Source organism: Rubritalea squalenifaciens DSM 18772 (genome assembly GCF_900141815.1).
Classification (GTDB): Bacteria; Verrucomicrobiota; Verrucomicrobiia; order Verrucomicrobiales; family Akkermansiaceae; genus Rubritalea; species Rubritalea squalenifaciens.
The window spans coordinates 649,082-664,435 of sequence record NZ_FQYR01000002.1 but is presented as its reverse complement, the minus strand read 5'-3'; the positions used below and the strand labels follow the sequence as shown (position 1 = coordinate 664,435).

The 15,354-nt window shown below is 50.9% G+C and carries 10 protein-coding genes; 1 reads left to right on the top strand and 9 read right to left on the bottom strand.

The window, feature by feature from the left end; genetic code table 11:
• Positions 1–21: 21 nt before the first annotated feature.
• From BUB27_RS03120 to BUB27_RS03080, 8 genes are all read right to left on the bottom strand, one after another.
• The gene (locus BUB27_RS03120; protein ID WP_159434768.1) at positions 22–5,412 is read right to left on the bottom strand and encodes an RHS repeat domain-containing protein; all 5,391 of its coding nucleotides are present in this window, start codon (positions 5,410–5,412) and stop codon (positions 22–24) included.
• 952 nt (positions 5,413–6,364) lie between these two features.
• Positions 6,365–7,570, bottom strand: a complete 1,206-nt coding sequence (locus tag BUB27_RS03110) for an RHS repeat domain-containing protein (protein WP_159434767.1) — start codon at positions 7,568–7,570, stop codon at positions 6,365–6,367.
• Positions 7,571–7,754: 184 nt separating this feature from the next.
• A complete protein-coding gene (locus BUB27_RS03105) occupies positions 7,755–8,828 on the bottom strand; it encodes a transposase (RefSeq protein ID WP_159434766.1) in 1,074 nt (357 codons plus the stop codon).
• 65 nt (positions 8,829–8,893) lie between these two features.
• Positions 8,894–9,448: a transposase gene (locus tag BUB27_RS03100; protein WP_143158075.1), complete on the bottom strand. Its 555-nt coding sequence runs from the start codon at positions 9,446–9,448 to the stop codon at positions 8,894–8,896.
• Between the two features lie 139 nt (positions 9,449–9,587).
• Positions 9,588–10,340 (bottom strand): hypothetical protein, encoded by a 753-nt coding sequence (locus BUB27_RS03095; protein WP_143158074.1) that lies wholly within the window; start codon positions 10,338–10,340, stop codon positions 9,588–9,590.
• A gap of 261 nt (positions 10,341–10,601) precedes the next feature.
• Positions 10,602–11,057 (bottom strand): DMP19 family protein, encoded by a 456-nt coding sequence (locus BUB27_RS03090; RefSeq protein WP_143158073.1) that lies wholly within the window; start codon positions 11,055–11,057, stop codon positions 10,602–10,604.
• A gap of 295 nt (positions 11,058–11,352) precedes the next feature.
• Positions 11,353–11,793 carry a hypothetical protein gene (locus BUB27_RS03085; protein ID WP_143158072.1) on the bottom strand — a complete coding sequence of 147 codons (441 nt, stop codon included), beginning with the start codon at positions 11,791–11,793 and terminating at the stop codon, positions 11,353–11,355.
• Between the two features lie 57 nt (positions 11,794–11,850).
• A complete protein-coding gene (locus BUB27_RS03080) occupies positions 11,851–12,576 on the bottom strand; it encodes a hypothetical protein (RefSeq protein ID WP_143158071.1) in 726 nt (241 codons plus the stop codon).
• Between the two features lie 313 nt (positions 12,577–12,889).
• Here BUB27_RS03080 and BUB27_RS19025 point away from each other — a divergent pair, with 313 nt between their 5' ends.
• Positions 12,890–14,875, top strand: coding sequence for a sodium:solute symporter family transporter (locus BUB27_RS19025; protein ID WP_200797048.1), 1,986 nt, complete (start codon positions 12,890–12,892; stop codon positions 14,873–14,875).
• Here the strand turns inward: BUB27_RS19025 and BUB27_RS03065 are convergent, their stop codons facing one another.
• Positions 14,876–15,334 carry a tRNA (cytidine(34)-2'-O)-methyltransferase gene (locus BUB27_RS03065; RefSeq protein ID WP_143158523.1) on the bottom strand — a complete coding sequence of 153 codons (459 nt, stop codon included), beginning with the start codon at positions 15,332–15,334 and terminating at the stop codon, positions 14,876–14,878.
• Positions 15,335–15,354 lie beyond the last annotated feature (20 nt).

Below are 15,354 nucleotides of genomic sequence, written 5' to 3'. Positions count from 1 at the left end.
TTACGAAAGAAATCATTTCTTTCACCTTCTTTTTCTCTCTTCTCTCCTTCTTCTACGCTCCTCTCTTTCTCTACGTTTACGTTCCTTTTCTGCTTCTTTTCTAGCTTCCTCTTCTCTTTCTTCTAACCTGTTCCGCCTCTGTCGAACTTCAGTCTCACTGAGAAACTTTTTATTATCGCAATCATAATGCCAGCTTTTGTTATTTAAACCTCCACCTTTCTCTCCATATTCGATGATTTCAATTATTCCTGGAGGTTTTCCACTCTCAGGCTCAGTGACAATGTAATGAGGAACATCGGGGTTTGTTTTTTTCCCATTTCTATCAGAAGGCGATGGTTCAGGATTGGAACCTGGATGAGTATGCAAATCTAATATTTTTTTGAATCCTTCGGGGCAGATCGGTGGAATACACTGACTTTCATTCCCTGCTCTGCTCAATATTTTCTGGTCAATAATTTCCCCAGTCTTTTTATCACATTTTCTACATACAACATAACACTCTTCATTTCCATGACCTTTAGTTTTTTTATGAGCCTCACAAGCAATCTTTGTAAGTAGATCTCTACCTGTAGCATATAACCCTAGCAAATCTATATGATTCACCACATCCCCAGACAATATATCGTACATATTCAATCCGCCCCACTCTTCAAGTGGGTCACGATTGATCCACCTGCCCGTCTCTGGGGCATAGTAGCGGTAGCCGTAGTAGTATAGCCCAGCTTCGCCGTCCCACTGCTTCGTGGAGAAGCGGTGCGCGAAGTTCTTCGTGTTCTGGGTGGTATCGTTGACCGTCTTACCGAAGGCATCGTACTCATAGTGAGTAACGACTGCGCCAGCGGAGTCCAGATATTCAGAGACGTTCCCATTGCCATCGTAGGTCGGATAGTAGCTGTGACCGCTGGAAGCTTCCTTGACTGCAAGCAAGCCACCTACGCCACCAGCTCCCTGCATGGAGTCTGAGATGTCTTGACCCCATGTGTAGGTTCTGGAAAGTGTTGTCCCCGTGTAGACCGCTACTGGATTCCAGCCTTTATAAATATAGCGGGAGACATTTGCTCCTTCTGTCCTTGTTATTCTGCGGGAGGCAAAATCATACTCATACGCTACAATCTCCACGTCACTCTGGTCTGTCACCTTCACAAGCCTGTTCTCTGCATCGTATATATACTTCTGAGTTCCGTCATTGGTGAGGTTTCCGTCTGCATCGTGAACCTGTGTAGTACCACCTACAGAGCTGTACTGGTTCTTGCTGTTAGCCGTGTAGTTGACCGTAGTGCTGTCTTCCGTAGCTGTAGTACGGTTGCCGATGCCATCGAAGGCATAGCTGCGGTCAAAGGCGTTGTTTGTGTCGTGATTATCGGATACAACCTGACCTTTGGCGTCATAGCCGAAGCTGCGTACGAAGCTGGAGCTGAAGGCTGTGCCAGCTGTGGTCTGGCTCTCGCGCTGACCGAGGGCATTCACCGCATAGGTGAAGTGACTCACGGTTGCCGGAGTCGTTGCCTGGTCTTCGTTTTTCTTCTGAGTGAGCACATTGCGATCACTTGCGTAAGCATTGGTTACACTATGAGCCGGGCCCGTAAGGCCTCCCACCATGCCACCACTCTCTGCGAGGTAGCTGTATGTGAACTCAGGTGAGGTAGACAGCGGATAGCTGGCGCCTACTTGATACAAGCGGCCAGCATTGTCGTAGCCGTAGCCAGTTGCCGTAACCGTGTTCCCTCCGTTCTTCAACTCGTAGCCTTCTGGCCTTAGGAGGCTGTCGTAGTGACGGTCTAGGGTCCACACCATTGATCCAGCATTATAGCTGATGGTTTCACTGTCCAAATGCAGTGTATTGGCATCATACGTGTAGGTATGGGTGTTGTTGTCCGTGGCTTGCGTCACTGTACTTACCCTACCATAGGCATCGTAAGTGTAGGAAATATCCGGAGTCGAGTCGCTATAGTCTGTTCCGGCCAACATACCGTTCTCATAGCTGTAGGTCGTGGTGATGCCACGCTCCCACGTACGGGTCAGCAGACGGCCTGATGAGGTGTAGGTGTAGTCCGGATCTGTGGAACCGTCATCGGTTTCTCCGTCGTAGTTTTTCTCAAGCAGCCATCCACGCTGGCCGTCGTAGATCCAAGCAGTCTTGGCGAAACCAGTCGTTGCGGAAGTAGGCTCGGTACCGTGTGCCAGGTTCTGATAAGTACGCAGCTCAGTCAATCGGTTGAGACTGTCGTAGACATTGAAGCGGGCGTAGGTCTGGTCACCCCAGGTCGCCTTCACCTGGCCGGTCGGGTAGTAGCTGGTGTAGGTGATGTTCGCCAGCGTGTTGCTATTGCTATCTACGGTGTCCGGGGCATTCACCTGGATGGTGCGGCCCATCTTGTCGTACTCATAGGAGGTGGTGCGGCTGCCCGCATCCGTCATGGAGACAAGTCCCCCGTTCTCTCGGTAGCTGTTGTAGGTGACCGTGCCTGTGCGGGCGTCAGTACGGCTGGTGGTGCGGCCAAAGGCATCGTAGGCGACACTTGCGCCCGTGATGAAACCTGTGTCGGTGACATTGGTGATGTCCGCAGGTGCTGTGGAAGGAAGTGTCGCTCCGCTCTCGAAGCTGACGGTAGACTTCATTAATCCATCGCTGTAGAACTGCTTCTGCTGGGTGCCATCGGCTGCCAAGCTGGTTACCTCCCACTTCCCGTCGGTTCCATCAATGGTCTTGATGTCTCCGATCTGCTTACCTTGAGGGATCGTATCGCCCTGCTCATAATAAGTAATCAACGGAACAGTACGGGATGAGCTACTGGTGCCCGCGAGTGTCGTTGTTTTCGAAGAATAGCCGTCACCTGAGCGCAGACTGGTGGAAACCAGTACTCCGTTGGTGTAGGACCGGGTACGGAGGCTGACCCCGAGCGTACCATCACTGACTACATCCGTGTCTGTGGTCTGGACGAGCTGCTGGTCGTCTGGAAGTTGGGTAGTCACGCTGTTGCGCTCGCCCTCTGCGTTGTAGCCGTAGGATGTGTGGGTACCAGAATCCGCCAAGATCACTTCGTCCGCATCCTTGGTGACATGCAGCTTACCCCGTGCACCAGCTGCTGCCGTCTGCGCGTAGTAGCTCATTTCGCTATGATTACCGTCAGCGAATTCAGTGCGGAAGGTACGACCAAGCTGGTCGCGGTAAGTCTTTGTGCTTTGAGTCGTATTCGGAGCCGTCACCAAGGTATAGAGACCTCCGCCATTCAGTGTATGGGTGCCCTTGTCGTAGCTGGTCGTGTTACTAGCCTGGTCAGTAGATGACTTGGTAGAGCCGTCCATGTAGGTGACGGTTACCGTGGTAGAGCCATCGGGTGCGGTATTTGTCGTCGTAGAACCGCTGCCAGTATTGTGAACAGTTACCCGGCTACCAGTCTCTTGCTGACTATCGCCGTCGGCATCTGGATATTTGTAGATCGTGCTCAAGCCACTGAGTGTCTTCGTGCTTTCCGACACCAGCAGGGTGGTCGTGCCGTCATTGCGGTTCACCGTGGTGGTCAGTCCGTCATAGGCTGTGGTCGTGTAGATGGAGGCTCCGGTCGAGGAGCGCTTGCTGGTGACACGATAGGTACGCTTGAGGATATCCTTTGAGTAAGTCGTGGTGGCGCCTGAGCGCTCACGCTTGAATTCAAGCCCGCAGCAGCCGTGCTGTTCAATCTCGTAGTCACTGGTATTCCCGTTGAAGAACCACTTCATCGGACGGCCCAAAGCATCCATACCATAACCAGTATCCGCTGTCTTGGCACTGATGAGCAGATTGGTCGCGATGTCACGCACCTCAATACCTGTCTCGAAGTAAGCTGAGTTGTAGGTGGTAATCGTGCGGGTGCCACTGGTCACCGCAGCCGTACCCCCGGCTCCATTGTCCTCGGTGACAGTTAGCTCGCCACTGGACAGGACATAGCTCCAGGTGGTAAAAGTCCCGTCGGCATTTTTACGCCACTTCATGCGGCCAGCCTTCAGACTACCTGCCCCGTCCGGATGATAGGCGGTGGTGATCTCAGCCCATTCGCTTCCGGTCCACTTTTTCTCGGTAATCAGAATATCATTGTTGGTGTCGTATGACTTCACCGTCTGACTTTTTGCTATCTGCACCCCGTTGACCGTCGTTGTCTTGGTCATTCCGGCTGCCTCGTAGATGGTTTCTTCGAGCTTGGCCTGGGTGCGGTTAGCCATGGTAACGTCCTTCCATGAAGAATATTTCTTGGTGGAGGATACGGAAGATCCTGCCGTATCCGTGTACTCGAAGTACTCCCATGAACCGTCTGGACGGGTCACCGATTTGAGGCGACCGTCGGTAAAGATATTTCCTGTCGAAGGATAATATTCATAGGTGGTCGTCAGCGCAGCACCTCCTGTACCAGGGTCCACCACGACTGAAACCAGTCTCTTGGCTCCCGGATCTCCTCCCGCCGTATTGGTGCTCTCCGAGAAATCCTGATAGACTTCGCTGGTATGATTTATCAGGTCTAGAGTACCGGCTCCGTAGGTACCATCTGCATTGAGGTCAGCGCGGTACTGCTTTCTCTCGATGGTATAGTCCCACTTGCGTGCCCCCCTGTTGGAGAACGTGAGTTCCTCACGGGCTACTAGTGTCCCTCCCGTTCCCTCACCCTCATAAGTGTAGGTAGTCATCGTGTCATTGACAGTGTCTTGCACGAATTTCTGGGTCTTGGTGCTCACTCCACTAGCACCAAAGTCCTCCTTGGTGACGATCTGCAGCTGATAGTCGGCCAGCTTGGTGAAAGTGATGTCCTGTAGAGGGTCTTCAGTAGGTACCGTGTAGAGGGTCTCACCCGATGGCTTGACCAAGCTGATGTCCATGCGGTTCCAAATTCTGACCCTGAAGCCATCAGTATTCTTGTCGACATGAGTGAAAGCATTGTCTGTAAGAACCTGATTGATAAAGCCGTTCAGCTCGATCCGCTCATCATGGCCTGAACTGGCTATCTTCAGCACGGCAGGGTCGAAGACATCGCCTGACAAGTCGGCCGCATCCAATTCCAACTTATGGGAAATACGTCCGATGGCATCATCGTTAAAAAGGCTGTTAAAGGTCTGCTCGAAAGTACGCTTTGTGCCCCCGGAGTGTCCCTCGACGGCGGGCTGTCTGGAAAGCACTTGGATGTCCACGTCCTTATCCTGCCTAGAGACACCGATACCCACGTTCCAGTGGAGGCTGTTAGTACCGGAGCCAGAAAGAGTAGTCGGTACATTCTCCCCGCCTTCACAGCAAGGACCACACTTGGGCCCGGATGGGTCAGTGTAGGGAGGGTTGACTTGAGTAGCCCCCAGCTGATGACTACTGACTGAAAACAGGGAAATTCCCAAGGCAAGCGCTGCCAGAGGGCTAGTTACACAATATCGTGGAACAGATGGTAGATTCATAGAATTAAAAGTAGGTTGTGAGATTGGTAGATTAATTAGTTTTGAAATTTCTTGAGTGCAGACTGGGCTGCATAACGGAAGCGGTCGTTGCTGTTGATTCATTACACGACCAAGCACGTGCCTTTTATTCCAAATACGGATTTATTGAGTTCCACGAGGGACAAATGTTTCTCACAATCAAAGATATCCAAAAGAACTTAGTCTGAAGATTCATTATTGAGCTGCTTGGGTATGTAGTCAGAAGTAGATTAGTTCGCACGCCTACGCCATAGTCACAAGCTAGGGTTCGTCTCCTAGATTCATCACGCTCGCGTTTGCGGTTTTGGACCCAGGTTGCGAAGGTCTGGTATTTGACGCCGTGAAGGGCGGCAAACTTCGTTCCTGACAGAGGGCTCTTTTCGAAGGTATCCAGCAGGGCCTCCCGATGTTTCTTGTCCAGACGAACCCGGCCGATGCAGTCGGTCTTAATGAGGGGATTTCCCGGCGAATTCGTAGACGTCATAGTTGTCATGCTATGACGTCTATGAAATCGACGTTACAACGGCGAAGCGCAAACCGAGGGTCGATGATTTAGCGCTTACCCAGAGGTGAAGCATATGGACGAATGGCTGGCTGTCGTTGAAGAGGATGACCGTGGTTGCTTCTGGGGATAGTTGTGTCAACTTCCCTCTAGGACACCCTACGAAAAAAGCGCACCCTCTCAGGTACGCTCTTGTGATTGGTTGTCCCCAGCCTCGCTTGAGGCTGAGAAACTAACAGAAATCCTACGACATCAATTCGGCAAGATCATACGATCTCAAATCGGTGAGTGACAATTACTTTGTATTTAACAATATACGTATTAAAAATCCACCGACTAGCAATGTTCCGAATATGGCAAATGATGTTGACCAGCCAAGAAATGCCCAGCCTGTTACCATCAATAGAATAAGTGATATAATTTCTTTTTTCATCAATCGAATACACTCGGATCACCAAAATGATTAGGAGTTTTATCCCCCCAACAACATTTTTTCACCTGACACGCAGCCTTTGCTTTAGTATCCCATGATTTTAAACTTTTTGAACCTGCTATCATCATAGCATAGCAAGCTGGCCAATTTAAAGGATGGGTGAGTTTACACTCTACAAATGTGAGCTGCAATATAACTGCCCCTTGCGCACCAATAAGTCCAACCACTTTCCAACAGCTATCCGAACTTTCCCAACAGTTCCGAAGAGCTGCTTTGTATTGAGGTATCAAAGTTAACGCCAAGAGTTTAATATATTTACTCACTATTTCTTTCTTGCTTGGCATTCCAGGCAATCCAAAAAAGCCAAGATAATCGTAACTGCTAATCGCCTGATTATCGAGCATAAGGTAAGGATGTTTCTCTATCTCAATATTCAACGGCTGCTGAATTTGAGTATTAGTAATCATCTGAAGGAAATTTTCTACTTCTTCAATCGGATCTCTATTGATCCACCTGCCCATCTCTGGGGCGTAGAACCTGTATCCATAGTAGTACAGCTCAGCCAACGGGTTCCACTGCTTCGTGGAGAAGCGGTGCGCGAAGTTACCCGCAAGGGTTCCATTCTCCACCACAGTCTTCCCGAAGGCATCATACTCGAAATGAGCCACCACAGATCCGCTTGAATCCAAGTATTCAGACACATTCCCGTTACCGTCATAGGTCGGGTAGTAGCTGTTGGAATTGAAACTAACTTCAAGCAACCCACCTACACCACCAGCACCTTGCATGCTGCCTGAGAGGTCTTTACCCCAAGTGTAGGTCTGAGACAAAGCTCCTGCATTATACATGGCTATCGGGTTCCAGCCGTCATAGATGAAGCTCTGCACGGTAGCACCACCGTAGACGCTTCTGGTAATGCGGCGTGAGAGGTAATCATACTCGTACTGCTCGACAGTATTCCCGCCAGTGTCCTTCACTTCAATGAGGCGGTTTTCCGCATCGTAAACGTAGGTCTTGCCGTCATTGGTGAGGTTTCCGTCAGCATCATGTGTGCGGCTTGTACCGCCCACTGAGCTATACTGGTTCTTGCTATTAGCCGTGTAGTTGACCGTAGTCGTGTTCTCCGTAGCTGTAGTGCGGTTGCCGATCCCATCGAAGGCATAAGTGCGGTCGAAGGTGTTATTCGTGGAATGATCGTCCTTCACAGTCTGTCCTGAATAATAAATAATAATAAAAGGACAGACAATTCCCGAGGAAAAGACAAGCCGTATCTTCACGTATTCTGTTAGCCTTTGAACTCCACTCCTTCCACCACCCCTCCGGGGTGGAGTTCATGCCTGGTGCTGGATCAAGCATCCGGAGATAACTACAGATACCGCCTTGTTAGGATTAAACTCCGTTTTCTGCCAGCTTGCGTAGGCTCCATAGGTTGCTGGATTTCATCCGCCCGCCGAGGCGGCCGCCGCTTCCTTTTCTGTTAGCCGGGAGATAGCTTCCTTTCAGGCTGGTCACCACGTCTTCGACAAACTGCTGGCTGCCGAGCACGGCACCATCGATGAAGTAGCGCGTCTTGCAGCGTGCGATCTCGGCCACGCTGAGCTGGCCGCTGCGTTTTTCCTCGCGCTCCACGGCCTCGCTGGTGAAGCCCCTGCGCTTGTGCCCGCTGAGTTCGCCGGAGCTTTCCACCCCGTCGTCAAAGAGTATCAGTCGGTACCTGCCTGCCACGCTGCGCCAGTCGTACCTGGTGATGTCCCTGGCGCCGCTCCAGCCGTCGTTGGAGAGGTCGCTTTCCAGCTCGCTGATCACGCGCAGTAATCCATTGCGTGCCAGGGTGTTTCCGGCAATGGCTTCGCCGTAGCCGCACCAGCGGTAGTCCTTGGGGTCCTTTACCATACCGGCGCGCACCGGGTTGAGATCGATGTAGGCGGCCATGGTGCGGGCGGCCAGGCCGTTTTCTACCAGCACGCTCTTGTAGCGCGCTTCCCAGAGGGTGCCGCGCCTGCCGTGCTTCTTGTTGTACCAGGAGGTGAAGCGCTGCTTCAGCGTCTTCATGAAGAGCCCCATGTCCCACATGCGCGAGGTGTAGGACTCCCTCAGGTTCTGATAGGCCTCCCTGCCCTCCGGTGTGCGGGAACGCGAGAGGACGGCCAGTTGTTCGCGCACCAGGTCGACGTGCTGGGATGAATAAAGCCCCTCCAGCTTTTCCAGCAGGGCTGCGTCGCTCAGCTCGCGCTCGCTGGCGGGTGGCACTTCCAGCAGGATGTGGAAGTGGTTGCTCATGATGCAGTAGGTCAGCACGCGCACTCCGCAGAAGGCCTCGTAGAGGCGCATGTACTTGACGAACTGCTCCTTCTCCGCCCGGCCCAGCAGGAATTCCCTGCCCACCACGCGCGAAACCACGTGATAGATCGCCGAACGATCCTCAACACCCGTCCACGGAGCCAGCAGTCGCGCCTTTGCCATCCCTAGCATCTAACACGAAACCAGCCCGCAGCCAAGCATTCTCTTCTCTTAAATTGTCTGTCCCTTTAATGGTCGATGTAGGCGGCCATGGTGCGGGCGGCCAGGCCGTTTTCTACCAGCACGCTCTTGTAGCGCGCTTCCCAGAGGGTGCCGCGTCTGCCGTGCTTCTTGTTGTACCAGGAGGTGAAGCGCTGCTTCAGCGTCTTCATGAAGAGCCCCATGTCCCACATGCGCGAGGTGTAGGTCTTCCTCAGGTTCTGGTAGACCTCCCTGCCCTCCGGTGTGCGGGAACGCGAGAGGACGGCCAGCTGTTCACGCACCAGCTCGACGTGCTGGGATGAATAGAGCCCCTCCAGCTTTTCCAGCAGGGCTGCGTCGCTCAGCTCCCGCTCGCTGGCGGGTGGCACCTCCAGCAGGATGTGGAAGTGGTTGCTCATGATGCAATAGGTCAGCACGCGCACCCCGCAGAAGGCCTCGTAGAGGCGCATGTACTTGACGAACTGCTCCTTCTCCGTCCGGCCCAGCAGGAATTCCCTGCCCACCACGCGCGAAACCACGTGATAGATCGCCGAACGATCCTCAACACCCGTCCACGGAGCCAGCAGTCGCGCCTTTGCCATTCCTAGCATCTAACACGAAACCAGCCCGCAGCCAAGCATTCTCTTCTCTTAAATTGTCTGTCCCTTTAATGTTATGCTTTAATGCTTTAATGTTCACACACCCTGCATTAAAAAGACAGACAACATCAAGCATGTAAGTTCATTTCATGTCCCTATCCGCTTTGTCGTGAGACTTAGGCTGAATGCGTTCTAGCTTTTGCTTTCTCCCTTTGCCGAGAAACTGACCGGCCATGTCTGGGTCTTGGACGATCTCTCGGTAGATGCGCTCTAACGTTTCACCCTCTGGAAAATACAATCCTACAGTATACTCATAGCAGATGAACGTTCTTTTCTTTTCGTCTATCCCAACATGCAGCACCCCACTTTCCCTTGATTTAACATCAAGCTTCCAATTCCACTCGATTACATTCAGACCATCAGGAGATAATCTGTGGGGAGGATCAGAATTCTCTCTCCAGTAGATGGCACTCTTCACAATCGATTTCTCTAAGTCGAAATTGTCCTTGTTCCACAAAGCAAAAAATGAACTTTCATAAATAGAGGCAACATCATCCCCATGAAGTTTGTCACCTGACACAGCCAAATCAGACATTAGCTCATCCATTTTTTTGCTAAGGCCTTCATCCGGCCCAAGCGATACGTGGTGATGGATCCAACGAATCGAATCCTCGTTTTTCAAATCATGAATACTCTTGGGCTTCTCTATACTTGATAAATGGAAACGAACTTTCTCGGGCATCTCTTCAATCAATTTTTTATGATATGCAGATAGAGCATGACCCAGTGATTCTAATGTCTCTTTTTTTAGGTTTACAGCGACATCAGCATTAGCTCCTACAGCTCCTGCACCCATGAGCCAAACTAAAATGGCCAATATACTTACATACTTCATAATGCACCTTGTTTGTTACTTATCTTATTATGGCTGATGTCCCTTTGAGGTTCCCCCTTCAATATCGGTCCTATCTCAGTCACTCTACGACATAATTCGGCAAGATCATACGGTCTCAAATCGATGCGTAACAACTACGACCACAATGTGAAAAACTAACAGAAATTACCAGATGACAAATCGACCATACAGCACGATGAGAATTAAGCCGTTAACAGACTTCAACAGCAACATCTTCGCCAAGCTAAATCAGAGGGGCCTCTATTGATCGTTTACGTTGATTTTGTAAAATTTATATATCAAATCATACAAATTATCATCAACTTTTACGTCGATAAAATCATCTACCACATCACAGCCTTTTCTTTTCGCTAGAGACCACACATAATCTTCTCGCTCATAGCCATCTCCTTTTATTACTTCCACTGGGAAATAATGAGCCACTGCCTCCAGAGATGAGGCCAAAGATGAGGCTCCGACAACTTTTGCTGCGTTTATAACATTGTAATAGTCATCACCGTTAGGTCCTCTTAAATACTCATGTAACCCTCCATTATAAAAAATGTTATCGAATTGCATCAAATAAAAAAGATTGCTTTCATATTTCGGCAAACTGACAAGTAATGCATTTGGCTCATCCGAATCAAATATAACTTTGTTTAGACTAACCTTATATTTCTTACACCATTCATATGCTACCTCTTTAGACTCATTCATAAATTGAAATTAGCTTAGTTATTCACCTTCCAACCATAACACGCCCACCACGCGAAGGGTTTGCAGCAAGACTCGAAGGCGTATTTCGATATTCTGGATGTGGGCTTGCCTGTGGATATCGATTTTGCAGACATTTCGAATTCAATGCTTTATCTAGCGGCACTTCGATCCAGCAATGAGGCATCTCGTCCTCTTTTATTTGTATTTTTGACGTATCATCGCAGTCCTATTGCAGGCCCACACCCTGCATTAAACAGACAGACAGACAACATCAAGCATGACCAGCTGGCGCTCGTTATTTTTTAGGCTGTTTAGTTTTCTTGATGAGATTTTCGATTTCTTTTTCAGAGAACCCTAATCTGGTAAAATCGAGCATAGATCCTTCGCTGTGATCAATGAAGAAGATCCGTGATTTTGGAAATTTTTTGCTCGGCATCCATGAGCCACAAAGCAAATAAGTCTTATTAACTTTAAAACCCTCTTTTTCCATTTCATGGGAGCCGAGCAGTACGACCTCAAATATGTTCTCATCTTTCGATTTAAAGCTCAATCTAATGTAGGAACTGGATCTTCTTTCCTGTGAAGGAGTAAATTCCCTCACTTGCATAAGCGTAGCAATCTGGGCATCCACCGTTTCAGCGATAGACTCTACGATTTTCTCTTCGAAGAAATCTTTGCACCCATAGGCCATTTGGGAACCTAACAGGAGGCAAAGAATATAAAGTATAGGTTTCATAATTAGGAATCGTTGTAACAAAAAGACAGACAATTTCAGACATAAATTTGGTTTAAACTATTCAATGTCAGGAATGGATGTTGTACCTGAACCTTCCATCTCTTGTGTTGCAAAGCATTCGCTTTCGATATCTCCACGTATACCCGCCAGCAAGTTATCAGCATACTCTGGTCTCAATTTATCAACAACTACCCCCCAAAAGTAAGCTTTTTCATAATCATGAACTACATACCTGTAGTGATTCAAAACAAGAATAGCCGCATCCGAATTCCCCCTCAAAGCCTCGGATTTTGCTGACTTTAGTTTATTATCTACCGATTCAGCTCCAAGGTGTTCATTCTTTTTCTCATTCTGAATAGATGAATCCCCTTTTTTGTTAGACACCACCCACTTGCTTGTGATGGTTAATATGTCATTAGCGTCTACCTCACAGTCTAGCCGAATCAGCCGTCTATTTGTAAAAGCTTTTTCAAACTCGCTCCCTAGCGCCTTCTCAAGTGAAGCTATGTCGTACTCACTGGTGATCTTACCACACCATTCATCTTCAACTTCATATCCAGTAAACCCACCGCCACCACCAATTGTTTCATGGGTGATATTTTGAGAATCTAGAACACCACAGATAACTTCACGATAATCATCCAAACTATATGTAAACGGCATGAAATCTTGCTCCTGTGATGATATCTCTTCTGGCTTTTGATTTTCGCTACAACTCACCATGCAAAGTACGCCTATGAGCAGTTTACAAAAGACGGCTATTTTTCTTGCTGCAGATCGCATACACATTTCTCTTTGAATAGTTTACTCGCTACACGGTGAACAGTGGTCTCCAAGAGCGAGTGAAGTTTTTCTTAACTAACAAATACTGAATACCCCACCCTCACAGTCAAGGCAGCTCATGTAATTTTTAATGATGACGGCATCTGTATTTATACTCGTGGCCATCACCTACCACGTTCACGCCTGAGCACCATTCCCCGTCTCTCCACCGTCTAAGCCATTACTTTAGTAGTCCGAATGCGGAAAGTTCTCGGCAACTCTGTAGAAAACGCCTAACATGCTTAGTGCCAGTATTGGAACCCCGCTAGCTTGTATGAATTATTTGGAAGTCGTTCTCTTTATCGTCGCCGTTGTTGGAGTGATTGCGCTTGGTATCTGGAAATCCCGGGGTGAGGACACCCATAGTGAGTCCAAGGGGGCGAGCGATTACTTCCTGGCGGGGCGCGGGCTGACCTGGTGGTTGGTCGGCTTTTCGCTGATTGCGGCGAATATCTCGACGGAGCAATTCGTGGGGATGTCCGGCTCAGCCGCCAACTGGTTAGGGATGGCGATTGCGTCTTATGAATGGATGGCGGCGATCACGCTGGTGCTGGTGGGGTTCTGGTTCCTGCCGCGCTTTCTGAAGGCGGGACTGTATACGATTCCCGAGTTTCTGGAGTACCGCTTTGGTGGCATTGCGCGGCTGGCGATGGCGATTCCTGCGATCGTGACCTTGGTCTTCGTGACGACTTCTTCCGTGATCTTTTCCGGGGCGAAGTTCGTGTCCGAGTACTACAACGAGGTTCCGTACCTGAGCAACCTGACCTTCATGTGCTGGGCTATCGGGATCTTTGCGGCGCTTTATGTATTCATCGGTGGTCTCAAGGCCTGTGCCTGGACAGATCTGATCTGGGGCGCGGCGCTTATCGTGGGCGGGGCGATTGTGATGTGGTTCGCCTTTGCCACGCTGTCTGAGCGCTCAGCCGATGAACTGATCCTGACCAAGGTGGAGAACTCCCAGGCCACGGTGGAAGACCTGGAGCAGGCCTCGCCGTGGGAGCGCTTCATTCTGCTCAACGATGGCACCGAGGGAGAAGCTGTCGCCGTGAACGGGGAGAATGGCTCCGGCGGCAAGCTGCACATGGTGCGCCCGAAGGAGGACAGCGACCTGCCCTGGACCGCGCTGATGATCGGCCTGTGGATTCCCAACTTTTTCTACTGGGGCCTGAACCAATACATTGTCCAGCGCACGCTGGGCTCCAAGTCGCTGGCCGAGGGACAGAAAGGCATCGTCTTTGCCGCCTCGCTGAAGTTGATCGTTCCCTTTGTGGTGGTGATCCCCGGCATCCTGGCCTTCAACCTCTTCTCCGGCGACCTGCATGACTCAGCGGAGAAGCGTAACAATGCGACCATCGAGCGGCTCGCCGAAGGGCAGGTGCTCAAGGTGGATCAGGCCTTTGTGGAGACGCAACCGGAGACCGCGAGCCGCATTCTTAGTATCAACGCCAAGTCCTCTGAGGAGGGCTCCATGATCGGCCCCGAGGCGAGCCCGGAGCAGATCGCCCTACGCATCAACAATCTGGCTGACAAAGCCGTGAAGGCCAAACCAGATGAGAAAGGCGTACTCGCGGGCACGCTGGTGGGCTACGATTACGATGCCGCCTTTCCGATCCTGGTGCGCAACTTGATCAAGCCGATGCCGTGGATTTCCTGGTTCATCCTAGCCGCCCTGTGCGGGGCAGTGATCAGCTCGCTGGCCTCGATGCTGAACTCCGCCTCTACCATCGCCACGATGGACCTTTACGCCAACTTCACGGGCCAGACCAATCAGGCGGTGCTGGTGAAGGTGGGCCGCAGCTTTGTGGTGCTCTTTGTGATCCTCGCCGCCATCGTAGCGCCGATGCTGAACAAGCTGGAGAGCATCTTCGCCTACATCCAGGAGTTCCAGGGCTTCATTTCTCCGGGCATCCTGGCGGTGTTTATCTTCGGCTTCTTCTCGCCCCGTACGCCGAGATGGTTTGGTGTGGTGGGCATCGTGGTCAACGCGGTGGCCTATGCCCTCTTCAAGTGGTGGCTGGGTCCGGTGATTGTGGAGCAAGGTTGGTGGTACTCCGGCGAAATGGCCTTCCTCGACCGCATGGCGATCTGCTTCTTCATCGTTATCTTCACCGGTGTTCTTGTGACGCTACTTGCTCCGCTGGACAAGCCTGTGGAGATGCCGGTGAACGACCAGATCTGCCTGGAAAGCTCCAAAGGCGCCAAGCTGGCGGGCTCACTGGTCATTGTCACGACCATCGCCCTTTACTTCATTTTCTGGTAATTAGAATTCATTGACCTGGCGGCAGGCCTCATAGAGGACAATCGCGACGGCGGTGGCCAGGTTCAGGCTGCGAGTGCCGCCCTCCACCATCGGGATGCGCAGGGCATTCTCCGGGTATTTGGAGATCAGCTCATCACCCAGGCCCTTGGTTTCCCGGCCGAAGAGCAGGTAATCTCCCTTGCTGTACTCCATGTCCCAGTGGGCCTTGGTGGCCTTTGTGGTGAGCAGGAACATGCGGGCATCTTCAGGCAAAGCCTGCTCAAACTCCTCCCAGCTCTCCCAGACTTTGAGATCCACGTCCTTCCAGTAATCGAGGCCGGACCTGCGGACCGCCTTTTCATCGATGGAGAATCCCAGCGGCTTGACCAGGTGCAAGGTCGCCCCGGTGGCCAGCGCCAGACGGCCAGCCGCACCGGTATTGTGCGGAATTTCAGGGTGAACCATGACAATGTTGAACATATGCACTTCTTAGCCACGTA